Below are 15678 nucleotides of genomic sequence, written 5' to 3'. Positions count from 1 at the left end.
GTCGATCCGGCGTGCTGTGCATGGTCCTGAATAGGCCGGAGGATACTGCGCGTAGGCGCCCTCCCGTGCCGTTCGCCTCGTTTCAAGCACTTTTTGGCGCCGCAATAAAGGGTTTGTCAGAGCGACATTCGCATCCCCCCTTAATAATGACCTCCCGGCCCCCAAAAAGATGCCCCGTCCCCACTGAGGCCGTTATCTCCCTCAAACGAAGAGTTAATCAGCAATCGCTAAGACTAACGGGCCTGGATTCCAGATTTTGACGGGTGTTTATTTTCGGAGTGAGCGGGTCATTTCATGAGCCATGAGGCAATTTTCAAGGTGTTGTCCGACATCGCCGCGGCCGACAGCATGAGCTACTGGATCGTCGCGGGCCTCACTGCGCTGGTTTTTGCCGTCATGCGCGCGATGTTGCCGATGAAAGGCCTGTCGTGGGTTTTCGCCCCGGCCATGTTTTGGGGCGGCCTTGTCGGCATCTACACCTTGAGAGAGCTGGGCTTTGTCGTGAGCTCGGAAAAGAGCGCCCACACGGTGGCCGCATCCGTGGCCGGCATGGTGGTGATGCTGTTCGTCATGCTGTTCCTGACCCGCCTCGTCGAGGCCGTCACCCGAATTCGCAAGCCCTTGACCAACGATCCTGGCCGCGTCCGCGCCTGAGAACCACCCGTCCCCGTGACGAATTAGACTTTTGCCTTGCACACGGCGGCCGGTACGCTATGGGGAATTGTGAATGCGGGCGAGGGTTTGAGAATGTCGGACAAAGCGGGCAGTGGATCGGCTGGCAAGGCGGCGGTTCGGGATAAACCCTGGCTGTTTCGCACCTATGCGGGCCACTCGAACGTCGCCAAGTCGAACGAGCTCTACCGGAACAACCTGGCCAAGGGGCAGACCGGCCTTTCGATCGCCTTCGATCTGCCGACGCAAACGGGCTATGACAGCGACAACGAGCTGGCGCGCGGCGAAGTGGGCAAGGTCGGCGTGCCGGTCTCGCACCTGGGCGACATGATGACTCTGCTCGACGGCATTCCGCTCGACCAGATGAACACGTCGATGACCATCAACGCCACGGCGGCGTGGCTGCTGTCTCTTTACATCGCGACCGCCGATGCGACGGGCGCCCCGCGCACCAAGCTCACCGGTACCATCCAGAACGACATCATCAAGGAATACCTGTCGCGCGGCACCTACGTGTTCCCGCCCGAGCCGTCGTTGCGGCTGATCAAGGACACCATCGTCTTCTCCTACAAGGAGGTGCCGAAGTGGAACCCGACCAACGTGTGCTCGTACCACCTGCAGGAAGCCGGCGCGACACCGGTGCAGGAGCTGTCTTACGCGCTGGCCACCGCCATCGCCGTCCTCGACACGGTGAAGGCCTCGGGCGAGGTGCCGGACAAGGATTTCGGCACCGTCGTGGGCCGCGTCTCGTTCTTCGTCAACGCCGGCATGCGCTTCATCACCGAGATCTGCAAAATGCGGGCATTCGGTGAACTGTGGGACGAGATCACCCGCGAACGCTATGGCGTGACGGATGCAAAGAACCGCATGTTCCGTTACGGCGTGCAGGTCAACAGCCTCGGTCTCACCGAGCCGCAGCCCGAGAACAACGTCTATCGCATCCTGCTCGAAATGATGGCGGTGACGCTGTCGAAGAAGGCGCGCGCGCGCGCCGTGCAGCTCCCGGCCTGGAACGAGGCGCTGGGTCTGCCGCGTCCGTGGGATCAGCAGTGGTCGCTGCGCATGCAGCAGATTGTGGCCTACGAGACGGATCTGCTGGAATACGGCGATATCTTCGATGGCTCAGAGGAGATCAAGCGCAAGGTCGAGTCCCTGAAAGAAGAGGCCCGTGCCGAGCTCGCCACCATCGAGCGCATGGGCGGCGCAGTGGCTGCCATCGACTACATGAAGCGCCGCCTCGTCGAGAGCAACTCATCGCGTGTGGGCCAGATCGAGACGGCGGACCTTATCGTCGTCGGCGTCAACAAGTGGACCGAGACCGAGCCATCTCCGCTCACGGCCGGTGAAGGCGCGATCATGATTGTCGATCCGGCCGTAGAGGCTGAGCAGATCGGCCGCCTCAAGGCATGGCGGGAGCAGCGCGACGCCAAAGAGGTGGCGAAAGCTTTGGCCGAGCTCGAATCCGCGGCCAAGGAAGGCCGCAACATCATGGAAAGCTCGATTGCCTGCGCCAAGGCCGGCATCACCACCGGCGAGTGGGGCACCACTCTGCGCCGCGTGTTCGGCGAGTATCGTGCGCCGACCGGCGTGGCCCAGGCCGCGCCCGAGCGGGCAAGCGGGCAGCTGGACGGCATCCGCGCCGCCGTTGACGCCCTGTCGGTGAAGCTCGGCCGGCGCATCAAGTTCCTGGTCGGCAAGCCCGGCCTCGACGGTCATTCGAACGGCGCCGAGCAGATCGCCGTTCGCGCCCGCGACGTCGGTATGGAAGTGGTCTACGAGGGCATCCGCCTGACGCCCGCGCAGATCGTGCGCGCGGCCGTGGACGAAAGCGCCCACGTCGTCGGCCTGTCGATCCTGTCCGGTTCGCACGTGCCGCTCGTCTCGGAGCTGATGGAGCGGATGCGCAAGGAAGGCCTGGGCGATATCCCGGTCGTCGTCGGCGGCATCATCCCGCCGGAGGACGAGGTGAAGCTCAAGAGCTTCGGCGTTGCCGCCGTCTACACGCCCAAGGACTTCCAGCTGAACGACATCATGGCCGACATCGTCCGCCTCGTCGAAGGCCAGGAAAAGGCAGCCTGAGCGCCCGCGACGGATCTTGAGGAACGCCGCAGCCCGCAAACGGCCTTCGCATTCGGCCCCTCCGGCGCTATATAGACCACGATCGCTTCAGGCCCTATCGGCCTGGAGCGTGAATTGCCGGTCTTTTCAAAGACCTCGCGCCGGGGGCGGTGCAGATTGCGCTGCTGGATCGTCTAGGGACCAAGAAAAATGCGTGACGAAACAAGGCGCCGGCTCAATCGGCAACTGTTTGTCGAGCGGTTGAAGTGGATCGCGGCCGGCGTTGGCGTCCTGGGCTGCGTTGCAGCCGGGCTCTGGGTGACCGGCCTCGACGCTAATGTCGAGACGCGCCACGTTGCGGGCGTCGTCGAAGCCGTGGGGCCGCTGGTGGGGGCCAAGAGCATCGCCATCGAGGAAGGCCTCGCCGTCGACGTGAAGCTGGCCGACGGGCGCATGGCCCACGTCATGGCGCTGAAGAAGACCGATCCTAAGGTCGGAGACCGCGTCGAGGTCGCCGAGCACATCCACGGCACCGGCCGTGTGACCTTCACCTGGAAGTAGGCGCCGAGCGCGACCGCGTCAGAACTGCCAGAGCAGGCTGCCGGTCAGGCCGTGATCGTCAACGTCACTTGAAATCTGCCCCGTGTAGGAAACGCCGAGCGACGCGCCCCCGCCAAGGCCGATATCGAGCCCGGCTTCGATGAGCGCGCTGTCTTCTGCGATCGGCAGACCATGTACGCCGAAGCTAGCCCCCGTCGCGGCGAACGAAAGCGCGAGACCCGGCGCAGTTGCATCGAACGCATGGCGCCATGCAAAGGTAGCGCGCGCGGTCACCGGATAAGGCCCGTCGTCCAGCGCAAGTGCCGTCCTGACGCCAAGCGTCGAAAAGGTAACGCTCTCGTCGGCTCCGCCCGAGCGGAGAGCCACCGTGGAGCCTGTCTCGGTGAACCCGTCGGTGTCGGTGTGAACGTAGGCGAGGCCGGCGAACGGCTCGTAGGCGAGCCGGCCGGCAGCGAGCGGAATGGCCGCTTCGCCGAAGACCTGCCCGGTGTTGCCGTCGTAGCTCGCTTCCGCCCGCTCGCTGAGGCCGAGCGTGGAGATGGCGCGAACGGTGTCGATCTCGTTCCAGGTCCAGGCTGCACCTGCTTTGAGCGAAACGCCACCCCATGCGCCGCCGGTGTAGGCGGCGAGGTGCACGCCATCGACATCGGCCGAGGCCGCCCGTGAGCCGAACGACGCATCGGACTGCGCGTATCCGGTCGCTAGGCCGGCGCGCCACGAGCCGCCGAGGGCCACGTCCATGCCCGAGACGAATCCGCCGAGCTTCCGCTCGAAGCCGCCGGCATCGCCGTCGCTTGCGAAATCACCCCATGATCCATAGCCGAGCGTCCAGAACGCAAGCCCGCTGCCGCGCACCGGCGCGACCGACGTGTGCTCCTCGGCGCCGCTTCCTGCGCCGAGCGCCATCCGCCCGCTGCTCAGCTCCGCCACCGTGACCGGACCGCCATTTCCGAGTGCCGACCCTGCAGCCCCGCCGGCGTGAAACGCCTGCCCGAGCCGCGACAGCAGCGCGTTGCGAAGCTGATGGCTGTCCTGAATGAGGAGGCCTGAGAGGCTCGCGTGCACATCGCCGGAAAGCGTGTCGTAGGCGCTTTGCGCCCCCGCCGCGCTCTGGTTGAGCAGCGCAAGATAGAGCGGATCGCTATCCGGCAATTGATCGAGCGCGGTCGCGACGCCGGTCTGGTTTGGCCCGCGCGCAACGTCCGTGAATGTCAGCCCGTTGCGCGCAAAGCTCAGCGCCACGTCGTTGCCGTCGCCGCCGGTATAGGAAACGCTCGGCGTATAGAAGGCGAAGTTGGTGCGGATCGTGCCGAACGCGCCGGTCACGGAGTCCACGCCGTCGTTGTCGATGATCAGATAGCTCGTGCCGGCCCCGTAGTTGCCGCCGCCCGCGATTACATGCAGCACCGATCCGGTGAGGCCGACCGTGCCTTGCACGACGACGCGATCGCTCGAGCTCGGATCAATCTCGATTTCGAGGTTCGCGCCCGAAGCCAGAAGATAGGGGCCGATAACGGTCTGCGTTCCGATGGAGTTGCCAGGCGCGTGCGTGCCGCCGGCGAAGATGTCGGTATCGCCGAGCGTGCCTGTGCCGCCGAGTGTTGCGCCCTTGAATACCGTGGTGGTCGAATCCGCGATCGAGCCGTTCACGACGAGCTTGCCCGCGGCCACGAGCGTCGCACCGGTATAGGTGTGGTTGGCCGTCAGCACCGTCGTGCCGGTTCCCATCTGCACGACGTTACCGGCATCCGAAAAATCATCCTCGATGGCGCCGGTGAACACGTAAATGTCGGAGCGATTGAACGCCAGCGTTCCGCCGTTCGTCACGTTCCCGATGATGGAGCCTGATGTGCCGCCATTGCCGAGTTGCAACGTGGTGCACGAGCAGATGTAGGTTCCGCCGGTGTAAGTGTTGCTGCCCGACAGGATCATCATGGCATTTGACCAGCCCATGTTGAGCACTGAGACGCTGCCGGATCCGCTGATCGTGCCGGAAAACTCCGAGATCGATTCCTCATCCACCAGCAATCCAAGGTCGCCGCCGGTGACGACAGAGCCGCTGCCCTTGAGGTTGTGTACGTAGCCGGGGTCGCTGCCGAAATCGAGCGTGGCGCCGGCGTTGACGGTCGTCGAAGCGGCACTGGCCAGCAAAGAGGTCAGCGCAAACCCGCCGCCAAGTGTGCCGCCGGCCACGATGATGTGAGCCTCCGGATGCGCGGAGGCGTAGTCGGTGTTGATGAGTACCGTGCCGGTCGCCGTCGTCGAGCCGAAGATCGTGGTGCGTCCGTCGTCGATACCGACGAATGATCCGCTGAAGCTCGGGCCGAATTCGATGATCTGCCCGGCTGCCGCTGCGATGGTATTGGTTTTGCCGCCGAAAAAGCCGACGTTGTTCTCGAGAGTTCCGCTGCCTTTGAACAGCAGTGTTCCGCCGTCGAAGATGATGTCGTCGCTGCCGAGCGTGGCCGGGTTGTTGACCTCGACGGTGCCCTTCACCTCGATCGCAGACGCAATGCCCCCGCTCAAGGCCGCAAAACCCACGGAAAGGCTCACTGTCAGGGCGACGGCAAAGAGAGGCCTGGAAAGCGGGCTCTCGGTGCGGGCGGATCGAGAAACCACGGTGCCTCCCCAAGGCAAGCTTCGAGTTCGAACTCTTCCCCGTACGGATAGTAATGATTCGTACCCTAGTCGAACCCGAAGCGCCATCGCGTGGGCGATGTTCACGGCTTGGAACTGCCGTTCATGTCGCAGTCCTGTAGCCGGGCAGCCACAGCGAGCCCCGCGATCTCGGCTGTGAGGGCGCGAACGCGAGGCTTGCAAGCTAGCCTGAGCCCGGGTAGACGCTGTGGGCGAAACGGCTGAAATGCCCCAAGCCTCTGTGGCGGAATCGGTAGACGCGGCAGACTCAAAATCTGTTGTCAGCAATGACGTGCCCGTTCGAGTCGGGCCAGGGGCACCAATTCAATCCGCCAGAGCCCAAACAAGGATCTGTGCGCATGACGCTCCGACCTGGGCGATTGAACCTCATCACCGACGTTGACGGCATTACCGTAGGAAATGCCGAGTGCACGACGGTGCGCAGCGGCACGACCGTCGTGCTGCCCGAAACGCGCTGCGTGGCCGCCTGCGACGTGCGTGGCGGCGCGCCCGGTACCCGCGAAACCGATTCGCTCGATCCGTCGTGCCTCGTCGACGCCGTGGAGGGCATCGTGCTGTCCGGCGGCTCGGTCTACGGGCTCGAGGCGATGTCCGGTGCCGTCGCATGGCTCGGCGCGCGCGATCGCGGTTTCCGCATGGCCGACACGCCGCGCGTGTCTCCGGTCGTTCCCGGCGCCATTCTCTTTGACCTCCCCAACGGCGGAGACAAAGACTGGGGCGAAACGCCGCCCTACCGTGAATGGGGAATGCAAGCCTGTGAACGGGCCGCGAAGGAGTTCGCGCTCGGCAACGCCGGCGCCGGCATGGGCGCCATGGTCGGCAATTTGAAAGGCGGGCTCGGATCGGCCAGCGCGATCGACGGCGCGCTTCAGGTCGGTGCGCTGCTCGCACTCAACGCGTTCGGCTCGGCGCTGATTCCCGGCACCGCGCATCTTTGGGCGGCGCCCTATGAGATCGACGGCGAGTTCGGCGGACGCGGATGGCCGGCCACCGCGACGGTTTCGACCACCGAGCCGTTCGCCGGAAGCCGCTTCGACATCGCGCCGATGACCCCTGGCGGCAATACGACCATCGGCCTGATAGCCACCAACGCCGCGCTGACCAAGGCCGAGGCCAAGCGCATTGCAATCATGGCGCAGGATGGCCTCGCGCGCGCTGTTCGCCCCATCCATTCTCATGTCGATGGGGACGCGATCTTCGCTCTCGCCACCGGCAAGGTTGAGCTGCCGTCCGATGCGATCCAGCGCTTGACGGCGCTCATGCGCATCGGTTCCATCGCGGCAGACTGCGTCGCGCGTTCGGTGGGGCGCGCGGTGTACGCGGCGGAAGATCTGGGTGAAGCCGTGAGCTACAGAACGAAATACGGGCGAGAGGCCACGCAGTGAGCAGAGGCGCTAAAAGCAAGGCTGAGCCGGGCGTCACGAGCACGCGCAAGCGCGGCACGGCGCGCCCGAAGCCGGCCGCTCGCAAGCTGAAAAAGAAGATGCCCGGAGCCGGCAACGATCCAGGCGTTTGGTCCGAGGATGAGGTTCGTCCGTTCTGGGAAACCAAGCGCCTCGATCAGATGTCTCCCGAGGAATGGGATTCCATCTGCGATGGATGCGGCCAGTGCTGCCTCGTGAAAATCGAGGACGAGGACACCGGCAGCATCTTCTTCACGCGCCTCTCCTGCAGCCTGCTCGACACGACGTCGTGCCGCTGCAAGGACTATGAGAACCGCTTCGCCAAGATGCCGGACTGCCTGAAAATCGACCTCAAGAAGGTGCGAAGCCTCAAATGGCTTCCCGAAAGCTGCGCCTATCGGCGTCTGGACGAGGGGCGTGGGCTCGCCTGGTGGCACCCGTTGATATCGGGTGATCCCGACACCATCCATCAAGCCGGTGTTTCGGTGCGCGGCTGGGTCGAGAGCGAGGAAGGCATTCCGGAAGAAGAAATCGCGCGCTACATCATTGGCGAAGCTAGTTAATTTTTTCGCATTTCTCGACGGAACCCGTCCCGCTTTGATGCGTTCAGCAACCAGATGGCCGCCACCACCCTGGCGGACGTTAGGCGCCGAAAGGTGCTGCCCCGCCCTGGCGCTGAAACATGCACCACGGCGGGGTCTGCCTCGTTCGTATGATCCTCGAAGAAAATTAGCTCGCCTCAATCTTTATCGAGGTTGAGGCACACCGAATTGATGCAATAGCGCTTGCCGGTGCCGGTCGGGCCGTCGTCGAACACGTGTCCGAGATGCGAGCCGCACTTGGCGCACGTCACTTCCGTCCGCACCATCCCATGCGAAGAGTCGTCGTGATAGGCGACAGCGCCCGGCAAAGCCTGGTCGAATGAGGGCCAGCCGGTTCCGGAATCGAATTTCGTGTCCGAAGCGAAAAGCTGATTGCCGCAAGCCGCGCACGCGAACTTGCCCTTCCCATAACTGTCGAGATGCTCGCCGGTAAACGGCCGCTCGGTGCCCTTTTCTCTCAGCACGCGATATTGCTCCGGAGAGAGCTTCTTACGCCAGTACTCCTCTGTTTCGGTCATGATTGTCCTCGTTTGGAAGTGGAAGTCCTGTTGAATGCCGGCTTGCGGAAGCGATCCGCGACCCGGAAGAGTAAAAGCCCCGCGACAATCGCTGCGTAAATCAAGGGTTCGGCCGGCCACGCCTTGACCAGCATGATGAAGTGGACCGCCGCTGCGGCAGCCGCCAGATACACCCATCGGTGCAGCCTCTGCCAAGCCGCCCCTCCCAGCCGCTTGATCATGGTCGCGTTCGACGTTACCGCCAGCGGAACAAGGATCAGGAAGCTCACGAGCCCGACCGTAATGTAGGGACGCTTGAGGATATCCTTCAAGATGAGCGTGAGGTCGAGCCCCTGATCGAGCCCTGCATACACGGCGACGTGCAGCATCGCATAGAAGAACGCGAGCAATCCGACTGTCCGCCGGTAACGGATGAGGTTAGGCCCGCCGAGGCGTCGCAGTGGCGTGATGGCAAGGCCGACGATAAGAAACCGCAGCGCCCAAAGCCCGAGCGACCGCTCCAGCACTTTCAGCGGATCGGCGCCGAGCTGATCCGAGACGGCCAGATAGAACGTCCAGACGGCTGGGATGAAGCCGAGCGCATAAAGCCCCCAGCTTCCTGGCCCGAGCCACGCTGGCCATGCCAGAACCGGCCTGCGATTTTGAACGCTCATGTCCATGAGAGTTAGCTCATCGTCTCAAAAATTCGCACGAAGATCGAGACCGGCATAGAGCTGCGCGACCTGGTCTCCGTAACCGTTGAACATCAGTGTAGGCCGCCGCTTGGCGAATAGCCCGCTGCCCTCGCCAATACGCCGCTCCGTGGCTTGGCTCCAGCGCGGATGATCGACCTCCGGGTTCACGTTCGAGTAGAAGCCGTATTCTTCATCCTGCAGCGCCTGCCACGTCGTCGGCGGCTGCTTTTCGACAAGCGAGATCCGCACGATCGATTTGATGCTCTTGAAGCCGTACTTCCACGGCACGACGAGCCGCAGCGGCGCGCCGTTCTGGTTCGGAAGCGTCGCGCCGTACATGCCTGTGGCGAGGATCGTCAGCGGATGCATGGCTTCGTCGAGACGAAGCCCTTCGCGATACGGCCACGGCAGCGGCTGGAACAGGCCGCGCTGTCCAGGCATCTCGTCGGGGCGCACGAGTGTTTCGAACGCGACGTACTTCGCGCTGCCGAGCGGTTCCACGCGGGCCAAAAGCTCCGCGAGCGGAAAGCCGATCCACGGAATGACCATCGACCAGCCTTCGACGCAACGCAGCCGGTATATGCGTTCCTCGAGCGCGACGGGTTTTAGAATGTCTTCGAGCGTATACGTTGCAGGCTTCGCGACGAGCCCGTCGATCTTGACCGACCACGGCGCGATCTTGAGCGAGCCGGCATTGGCCGCTGGATCCGCCTTGTCGGTGCCGAACTCATAGAAGTTGTTGTAGCTGGTGGCGTCGGCCTGCCGGGTCTGCGTCTCGTTGGTCGAGAACGGGCTCTTCTTAGCTTCGAGCAGCGCGGCGCGGGTTGATCGCGAAGAAACGGCGGCGAGGGCTGCCAGCGCAGCCCCTCTCGCGAGCAGATCCCGGCGCCGCAGATAGGTGTTGAGCGGCGTGATCTCTGAGGCCGGAATGTCGGGCGGTTTGCGGATAAGCACGGGAGAAACCTCAATCTGGGTTTGGCGGACCTTTCGGCATTTTGTACGTTCCACGCGGTGGTTCGGTTTCAGCCACCCTACGTTTTGGCGCATGAAACCAGTCTCTGAACTGGCAGACATACGGCCTAATGCGAGCCTATCAGCCGAAGCGCGGGCGGGCGAGTTGCGACGAGCCAGGGGCCGCGAGAGTGCAGCAAGATGGGGGGCGGCTGCGGTACTGCGGCCGGTAGCGACATGAAAAAGCTCAGCAAGACGAACTACCTCGTCTATCGGGACTGTGCTCACAACGCCTGGGTGAAGGTCCATAAGCCCGAAATCTATCACGCCGTGTCGCTCTCTGTGTTCGAGCAGGCCATCATCGAGGTCGGCAACGATGTCGACGTGCGCGCGCGTGAGCTGTTTCCCGACGGCATTCTCGTCCGGCGTGGCGATGCGGTCGGCACGGCGGAGCTGGTCGCGGCGCGCGCACCGGTCATCTATCAGCCCGTCTTCGAAACCGATCGCTACACCACCGCCTGTGACATCCTGGCGTGGAATGCCGCAACCGGCGCTTACGATCTCTACGAGGTCAAGGCGTCGACCAGCGGCGAAGACCGAAAAGCCAAGGATGACCTCTACGCCCACGACATCGCTTTCCAGGCGCTGGTGCTGCAGGAAAATGGCGTTCCGCTCGGTGGGCTGCATCTGGTACGTCTCAACGGCGAATATGTGTCGGACGGAAAGCTCGACCTCAATCTCCTGTTCACGCGCGAAGACTTCACCGACCGCGTGACGCCGCTGCTGGCGGCAGTGCGTGCCGAGATGGACGCCGCCCATGATCTTATGCAGCTTCCGTCGCGACCTGCGGCGCCCTGCACCTGCATCTACAAAGGTCGCAGCAGCCAGTGCACGACCTTCAGCTACATCAACACCAACGTCCCCGATTACAGCGTCCACGACCTGACCCGCATCGGCGCCTCGCCGAAGAAGCTGAAAGCGCTCGTCGACGACGGCATTCTCGCCATTACCGACGTACCGGACGAGTTCGAGTTGACCGTTCCTCAGCGCAATCAGGTCGCGGCCGCGAAACGCCGCCGCCCGTCCGTGGAACTGGATCCGCTCGCGGCCTTCCTTGATGAGATCCACTATCCGATCGCGTTCCTGGATTATGAAACCTACCCGTGTGCGCTGCCGCGCTTTGCCGGCTATGGGCCGTTCAACCACGTGCCGTTCCAGTTCTCGCTCCACGTGGTGAAGGCGCCCGGCGGAGACGCGGTCCACCACGAGTTTCTGTTCACCGAAGCCACGTGCCCCGACGCGCCGTTCGTCGCGGCGCTGAAGGCGGCGCTGCCGGCCGAGGGCTCAATCATCGTCTGGAACAAGCCGTTCGAGAAAGGCATCAACGCCAAGCTCGCCGAGCGTCTGCCCGCCGAGCAATCGGCTCTCGCGGCCATCAACGACCGCGTGATCGACCTCATGGATGTCTTCACCGAGCAGATGCTCGTGCATCCCGGTTTCCGCGGAAAAACGTCGATCAAGTGGGTGCTACCCGCGCTTGTGCCAGGCCTTTCCTACAAGGGGCTCGCGATCCAGGAAGGCGCGACCGCGAGTGAAACCTGGAACTCCATCGTTACAGGGGAACTGGAGCCTGCCGAAGCGGCGGAAGCGCGCAAGAACCTGCTCACCTATTGCGGGCTCGACAGCTTGGCCATGGTCGAGATCTGGCGCGCGTTGCTCGCCACCGTCGCCGCACGCGAGCTTCGCGAAGCCGGCTGAGGCCGTCGACCTTCTTGCCAAACAAAAAACCGATAGCGGCACGCGGCAGCTATCGGTTTTGAATTCTTTGCTGAGACTAGGCGCCTTACCGGCAGGGTCCCTTGTCGCCCGGCTCATCCGGCGGCTTGGGACCGAAGTTCTTCAGGTATTCCTTGGTCGCCTGATAGGCCATGTGCTGGCCCTGGCAATCCGGCTTGTTGACCGAGCCCGTTTCGATCTTGGCCCGATGATGATCATCATCGTCATCGCGTTCGACGCGCGCCGCCTTGGTATCGCGGTCCCGATCATGATCGATCTTGGCGCTCCGCTGCTTCTGAGGACGCTGCGTCACGTCCTTGAGCGAGGCCATCTCCCGGATCGTGTCGCGGCAGCAACCGCCGAGAAAGACGAGGGTGACGACGAGAGCGACAGCTTTGATAAGACTAGGCATTGCGATCCTGTTGGGCTCTATTTGCCTACGCAACACCAGCGACAGTTATGCTTGTTAATAAGAAATTAACTTGTTCTCTGAGTCGGGGGCAGAGAACCAGGGCACGGGCATGAATACACAGGGGTTTTCGTAACTTGCGACTGCAAGTGTCGCCTGTTGGCATCACCTGGATAAGCTGGTGACCATCCCGCCTCTAGCCCACGCGGCGAGCCCTGACGTCAATGATAGGTCCCGCGCTTTCGGTACGACGGACATGCCCGTGCTTTGCGAGATGCCCTTTGAGCAGCGCGAGGTTTTTTCTGTTGGCGCGGAACGCGACGTCGAAAGCGTCGCCCGCGAACGGCACCAGGCCGACGACGGTATCGACAGCCGAATTGGCGATCATCCGCCCCATCGTGAACCGCGAGACGCCGAGCTGGCGCGCTTCCCAGATGATGTAGCTCGACATGACCTGAGAGAGCAGGTCGCCGACCACCGGCACGAGTCCGATGATCGCATCGAGCCCCACTCGCACGTTGGTTCCGGGGATCTCGAACATGTCATCCATCAGCCGCGAGATCGCCTCGATGCGGGCGACGCAGGCCTCGATATCGGGGTCGGAATAACGCTCGACTGTGTCTTGCTTCATCACTCTCTTTCAGGATGCCGATCCGCACGCGTAGCGCGCCCACCAAAACAGGAGCTTGTGCCGGAACCCCTCAACAATTACGTTTAACGGCCCTCGTCATGTTGAAACACATGTCGTGATGGTGGGCGCCGGGGTCAAGTCCGCGACTGGAGCATTTTAAGACGAAGTCCATCGCGGCTCGTCGTCAGAGAGTGCGACGAAACAAAACTGAGCGGGAAGGGAAGAGCGAGCATGTTCCTGCGTCTTCTGGTCGGCACCAGCACGATTTTTCTGTCGTTGATCCTTGGCGCGTTTGCGCTTGCGCTCGTCGGCTACAATTCGCCCGAGACGCTGTCGATGATGCTCGGCTGGGCGCGCGACTTGAAGAGCATCATTACCAGCTCGGGCATCGATCCCAAATACAACATCTGGGTCGAGTTGCTGCTCGAGGAGCGCCAGCTTCTGTTCATGTTCTTCACCATCGCCGCGCGCATTGTCCTCGCCATCATCGCTTACCCGTTCACGAGATAAGCGGCCTGGCAAAGCGGACATCGGCCCCCGCGCGTAGTAGCGCGTGTGGCCGTGGGTTAACGCGCCGTTAGCCAACATGCGCCCATAATTCCCGTTTCGAGGCCGCGTTTCGCCGGGCTGCGGGACCCAAGCGTTCATGGGCTACGACCACCACCAACACGAAAGAGGGCCACATCATCCGGCGCCTCTCGATCCGCACTGGCAATCGCCGCCGATGCCGGAAAGCGCACGCGCGCCTGCCGGTTGGTCTGGGCGGTATTCCGAGCTTCCGTTCCGCTTCCGCGCTCTACTGCTCGCGCCAGTGGCGGTTTTCTCCGCGTGCGCAATCGCCGTCGGCGCGCTCTTCATCTACTACACGCTGGTCTTCCCCGATCCGCTGTCCATGCGCCCCAAGGCAACCGGGCCCGTGATCCGCATCTTGGGCATCGACGGCAACCCGATCGCGGAGCGCGGTGTCTCGCGCGCCTACATCCCGCTCGATATGCTGCCGCCGCGCGTCGCCGATGCCGTCGTGGCGACCGAGGATCGCCGCTTCTTCGAGCATCGCGGCTTGGATCCGATGGGCATGCTGCGTGCCGCGCTGGTCAATCTGAAGAACGGGCGCCTGACGCAAGGCGGCTCCACCATCACCCAGCAGCTCGCCAAGAACCTGTTTCTCTCGTCCGATCGCACCTTCGCCCGCAAGGCCGAGGAGCTAGTGCTGGCGCTGTGGCTCGAGCTCCGGCTGTCGAAACAGGATATCCTGGAGCTCTATCTCAACCGCGTCTATTTCGGCGGCGGGGCCCACGGCATCGAAGCCGCCTCTCGCCGCTACTTCGGCAAATCCGCGCGTGATTTGAATGTCGCTGAAGCTGCCGTGATCGCGGGCCTTCTCAAGGCGCCATCGAAATATGCGCCGAGCGCAAGCCCGGTGCAGGCCATCGCGCGTGGCCGGGTCGTCATAGGCAAGATGCTGGATGCTGGCCTCATCAGTCAGGAGGAGGCCGACGAAGCACGCGCGGTCGAGATCCGCTTCTCGTCGATGATGCGCGTCCCCGATCAGGCCGACATGGCCTATGCGGTCGACTACGTGCTCGACGTTGCGGCCCGCTTCGAGGATGCCGACCGCGACGAGATCGTCATCGAAACGACTTTGGATGCCGATTTGCAGCGCCGCGCCGGAGAGGTGGTCGAAAACGCGCTTGCTGCCAAGGGACAGCTGCTCGAAGCGAGCCAGGCCGCCGTCGTTGTGCTTGCACCGGATGGCGGCATTCGCGCGCTCGTCGGCGGACGTTCCTATGCCGACAGCCAGTTCAACCGCGCGGTCAAGGCGCATCGCCAGCCGGGCTCGGCCTTCAAGCCGGTCGTCTATTTGACAGCGGTCGAGCAGGGCATGTCACCGGACAGCCTCGTCGAGGACGCGCCGGTCAAGGCTGGTCGCTGGTCGCCGAAGAACGAGAACAATCGCTACCTCGGCGAGACGACGCTGCGCAACGCGCTGGCCCAGTCGATCAATTCCGTCGCCGTTCGACTGCTGCTGGATGCGGGTGTGGAGAAGGTCGCCGCCACCGCGCGCCGCCTCGGCATGAAATCGCCACTCCGGCGCGATGCATCTCTCGCCCTCGGCACCTCTGAAGTGTCCCTGCTGGATCTCGCGGGAGCCTACGGCGCCTTCGGCAACGGCGGTTACGTCAACGAGCCCTATGCCGTCCGCCGCGTGACGACGGGGGCCGGCAAGCTCCTCTACAAGCGGATCGACGCGAAATCGGATCCCGCCATTCCGCAGCGCTCGGTTGCCGCCATGAACGACATGCTTGCGACGACCGTGGCCTCCGGCACCGGGCGGCGCGCGGCGATCCCCGGTCACACCGCAGCCGGCAAGACCGGCACGTCGCAGGATTTCCGGGATGCCTGGTTCATCGGCTACACGGCCTACTTCACCGGCGGCGTTTGGGTCGGCAACGACGACGGCCGCACGATGAACAAGGTCGTTGGCGGCGCACTGCCGGCCGAGATCTGGCACGACGTCATGCTGGCAGCCCACCAGGGCAAGGTTCCGCTTGCGTTGCCCGATGCCTCGACACGGCGCGCCCCGCCGATATCTGGCGTTCCGGATCGCAAGGCGCCGCGCCAGGAAGAAGATTTGATCGCGAAAGAGCTTGCGCGCGGAACGCTTGAACGCCGCGATGTCGTGCAGGTCCGCGGCGATCAGCTTCAAGGCGAAACGACCATAACGTCGGGAGGGCGCATCATCGTGCGCCCTCCCACTCGTTGAT

Annotated in this window: 14 protein-coding genes and 1 tRNA gene; 9 read left to right on the top strand and 6 right to left on the bottom strand. The window is 63.5% G+C overall.

The genetic code is table 11. From position 1 onward, the window contains the following. Positions 1 to 294 precede the first annotated feature (294 nt). The 3 genes from RCO24_RS06435 to RCO24_RS06425 all read left to right on the top strand — a co-directional run bounded on the left by RCO24_RS06435 (position 295) and on the right by RCO24_RS06425 (position 3291). On the top strand, positions 295 to 654 hold the full coding sequence (locus RCO24_RS06435) for a hypothetical protein (RefSeq protein WP_308960762.1): 360 nt from the start codon (positions 295 to 297) through the stop codon (positions 652 to 654). A gap of 93 nt (positions 655 to 747) precedes the next feature. After that, a complete protein-coding gene (locus RCO24_RS06430) occupies positions 748 to 2751 on the top strand; it encodes a protein meaA (RefSeq protein WP_308960761.1) in 2004 nt (667 codons plus the stop codon). A 189-nt stretch (positions 2752 to 2940) separates the two neighbouring features. After that, on the top strand, positions 2941 to 3291 hold the full coding sequence (locus RCO24_RS06425) for a hypothetical protein (RefSeq protein WP_308960759.1): 351 nt from the start codon (positions 2941 to 2943) through the stop codon (positions 3289 to 3291). An 18-nt stretch (positions 3292 to 3309) separates the two neighbouring features. Here the strand turns inward: RCO24_RS06425 and RCO24_RS06420 are convergent, their stop codons facing one another. Next, on the bottom strand, positions 3310 to 5910 hold the full coding sequence (locus RCO24_RS06420; protein WP_308960757.1) for an autotransporter domain-containing protein: 2601 nt from the start codon (positions 5908 to 5910) through the stop codon (positions 3310 to 3312). 253 nt (positions 5911 to 6163) lie between these two features. Between RCO24_RS06420 and RCO24_RS06415 the strand changes: the two genes are divergently transcribed. The 3 genes from RCO24_RS06415 (at position 6164) to RCO24_RS06405 (ending at position 7915) form a co-directional block, all read left to right on the top strand. Next, a tRNA-Leu gene (locus RCO24_RS06415) sits at positions 6164 to 6250 on the top strand. Between the two features lie 37 nt (positions 6251 to 6287). Next, a complete protein-coding gene (locus tag RCO24_RS06410; RefSeq protein WP_308960754.1) occupies positions 6288 to 7334 on the top strand; it encodes a P1 family peptidase in 1047 nt (348 codons plus the stop codon). Positions 7335 to 7432: 98 nt separating this feature from the next. Continuing rightward, positions 7433 to 7915, top strand: a complete 483-nt coding sequence (locus RCO24_RS06405) for a YcgN family cysteine cluster protein (protein WP_308960916.1) — start codon at positions 7433 to 7435, stop codon at positions 7913 to 7915. Positions 7916 to 8091: 176 nt separating this feature from the next. Here the strand turns inward: RCO24_RS06405 and msrB are convergent, their stop codons facing one another. Genes msrB through msrP form a run of 3 tightly spaced genes read right to left on the bottom strand, consistent with a single transcriptional unit; the run spans position 8092 to position 10100 of the window. Beyond that, complete coding sequence (gene msrB, locus RCO24_RS06400) at positions 8092 to 8472, bottom strand: peptide-methionine (R)-S-oxide reductase MsrB (RefSeq protein WP_308960752.1); 381 nt, start codon at positions 8470 to 8472, stop codon at positions 8092 to 8094. After that, a complete protein-coding gene (msrQ, locus tag RCO24_RS06395; RefSeq protein ID WP_308960914.1) occupies positions 8469 to 9125 on the bottom strand; it encodes a protein-methionine-sulfoxide reductase heme-binding subunit MsrQ in 657 nt (218 codons plus the stop codon). Before msrQ ends, msrB begins: the two co-directional genes overlap by 4 nt. A gap of 24 nt (positions 9126 to 9149) precedes the next feature. Beyond that, entirely contained in the window at positions 9150 to 10100 is a 951-nt protein-coding gene (gene msrP / locus RCO24_RS06390; RefSeq protein WP_308960750.1) for a protein-methionine-sulfoxide reductase catalytic subunit MsrP, read from the bottom strand. A 234-nt stretch (positions 10101 to 10334) separates the two neighbouring features. Here msrP and RCO24_RS06385 point away from each other — a divergent pair, with 234 nt between their 5' ends. After that, positions 10335 to 11855 (top strand): DUF2779 domain-containing protein, encoded by a 1521-nt coding sequence (locus tag RCO24_RS06385; RefSeq protein ID WP_308960747.1) that lies wholly within the window; start codon positions 10335 to 10337, stop codon positions 11853 to 11855. Between the two features lie 85 nt (positions 11856 to 11940). Here the strand turns inward: RCO24_RS06385 and RCO24_RS06380 are convergent, their stop codons facing one another. Further along, the gene (locus tag RCO24_RS06380; protein ID WP_308960745.1) at positions 11941 to 12285 is read right to left on the bottom strand and encodes a hypothetical protein; all 345 of its coding nucleotides are present in this window, start codon (positions 12283 to 12285) and stop codon (positions 11941 to 11943) included. Positions 12286 to 12478: 193 nt separating this feature from the next. Then, on the bottom strand, positions 12479 to 12913 hold the full coding sequence (locus RCO24_RS06375; protein ID WP_308960744.1) for a DUF4112 domain-containing protein: 435 nt from the start codon (positions 12911 to 12913) through the stop codon (positions 12479 to 12481). 231 nt (positions 12914 to 13144) lie between these two features. Between RCO24_RS06375 and RCO24_RS06370 the strand changes: the two genes are divergently transcribed. Next, positions 13145 to 13423: a hypothetical protein gene (locus tag RCO24_RS06370; RefSeq protein ID WP_308960743.1), complete on the top strand. Its 279-nt coding sequence runs from the start codon at positions 13145 to 13147 to the stop codon at positions 13421 to 13423. Between the two features lie 136 nt (positions 13424 to 13559). Beyond that, positions 13560 to 15677, top strand: a complete 2118-nt coding sequence (locus RCO24_RS06365; RefSeq protein ID WP_308960742.1) for a PBP1A family penicillin-binding protein — start codon at positions 13560 to 13562, stop codon at positions 15675 to 15677. The last annotated feature ends 1 nt before the right edge of the window (position 15678 follow it).

The organism is Hyphomicrobium sp. LHD-15 (assembly GCF_031157355.1).
Classification (GTDB): domain Bacteria; phylum Pseudomonadota; class Alphaproteobacteria; order Rhizobiales; family Hyphomicrobiaceae; genus Hyphomicrobium_C.
The sequence above is the reverse complement of the archived record's forward strand: the minus strand, read 5'-3'. Positions and strand labels throughout refer to the sequence as shown.

Coding starts and splice junctions, on each gene's coding strand:
- RCO24_RS06435 (WP_308960762.1), top strand. CDS start 295: ATGAGCCATGAGGCAATTTTCAAGGTGTTGTCCGACATCGCCGCGGCC.
- RCO24_RS06430 (WP_308960761.1), top strand. CDS start 748: ATGTCGGACAAAGCGGGCAGTGGATCGGCTGGCAAGGCGGCGGTTCGG.
- RCO24_RS06425 (WP_308960759.1), top strand. CDS start 2,941: ATGCGTGACGAAACAAGGCGCCGGCTCAATCGGCAACTGTTTGTCGAG.
- RCO24_RS06410 (WP_308960754.1), top strand. CDS start 6,288: ATGACGCTCCGACCTGGGCGATTGAACCTCATCACCGACGTTGACGGC.
- RCO24_RS06405 (WP_308960916.1), top strand. CDS start 7,433: ATGCCCGGAGCCGGCAACGATCCAGGCGTTTGGTCCGAGGATGAGGTT.
- msrB (WP_308960752.1), bottom strand. CDS start 8,472: ATGACCGAAACAGAGGAGTACTGGCGTAAGAAGCTCTCTCCGGAGCAA.
- msrQ (WP_308960914.1), bottom strand. CDS start 9,125: ATGAGCGTTCAAAATCGCAGGCCGGTTCTGGCATGGCCAGCGTGGCTC.
- RCO24_RS06385 (WP_308960747.1), top strand. CDS start 10,335: ATGAAAAAGCTCAGCAAGACGAACTACCTCGTCTATCGGGACTGTGCT.
- RCO24_RS06380 (WP_308960745.1), bottom strand. CDS start 12,285: ATGCCTAGTCTTATCAAAGCTGTCGCTCTCGTCGTCACCCTCGTCTTT.
- RCO24_RS06375 (WP_308960744.1), bottom strand. CDS start 12,913: ATGAAGCAAGACACAGTCGAGCGTTATTCCGACCCCGATATCGAGGCC.
- RCO24_RS06370 (WP_308960743.1), top strand. CDS start 13,145: ATGTTCCTGCGTCTTCTGGTCGGCACCAGCACGATTTTTCTGTCGTTG.
- RCO24_RS06365 (WP_308960742.1), top strand. CDS start 13,560: ATGGGCTACGACCACCACCAACACGAAAGAGGGCCACATCATCCGGCG.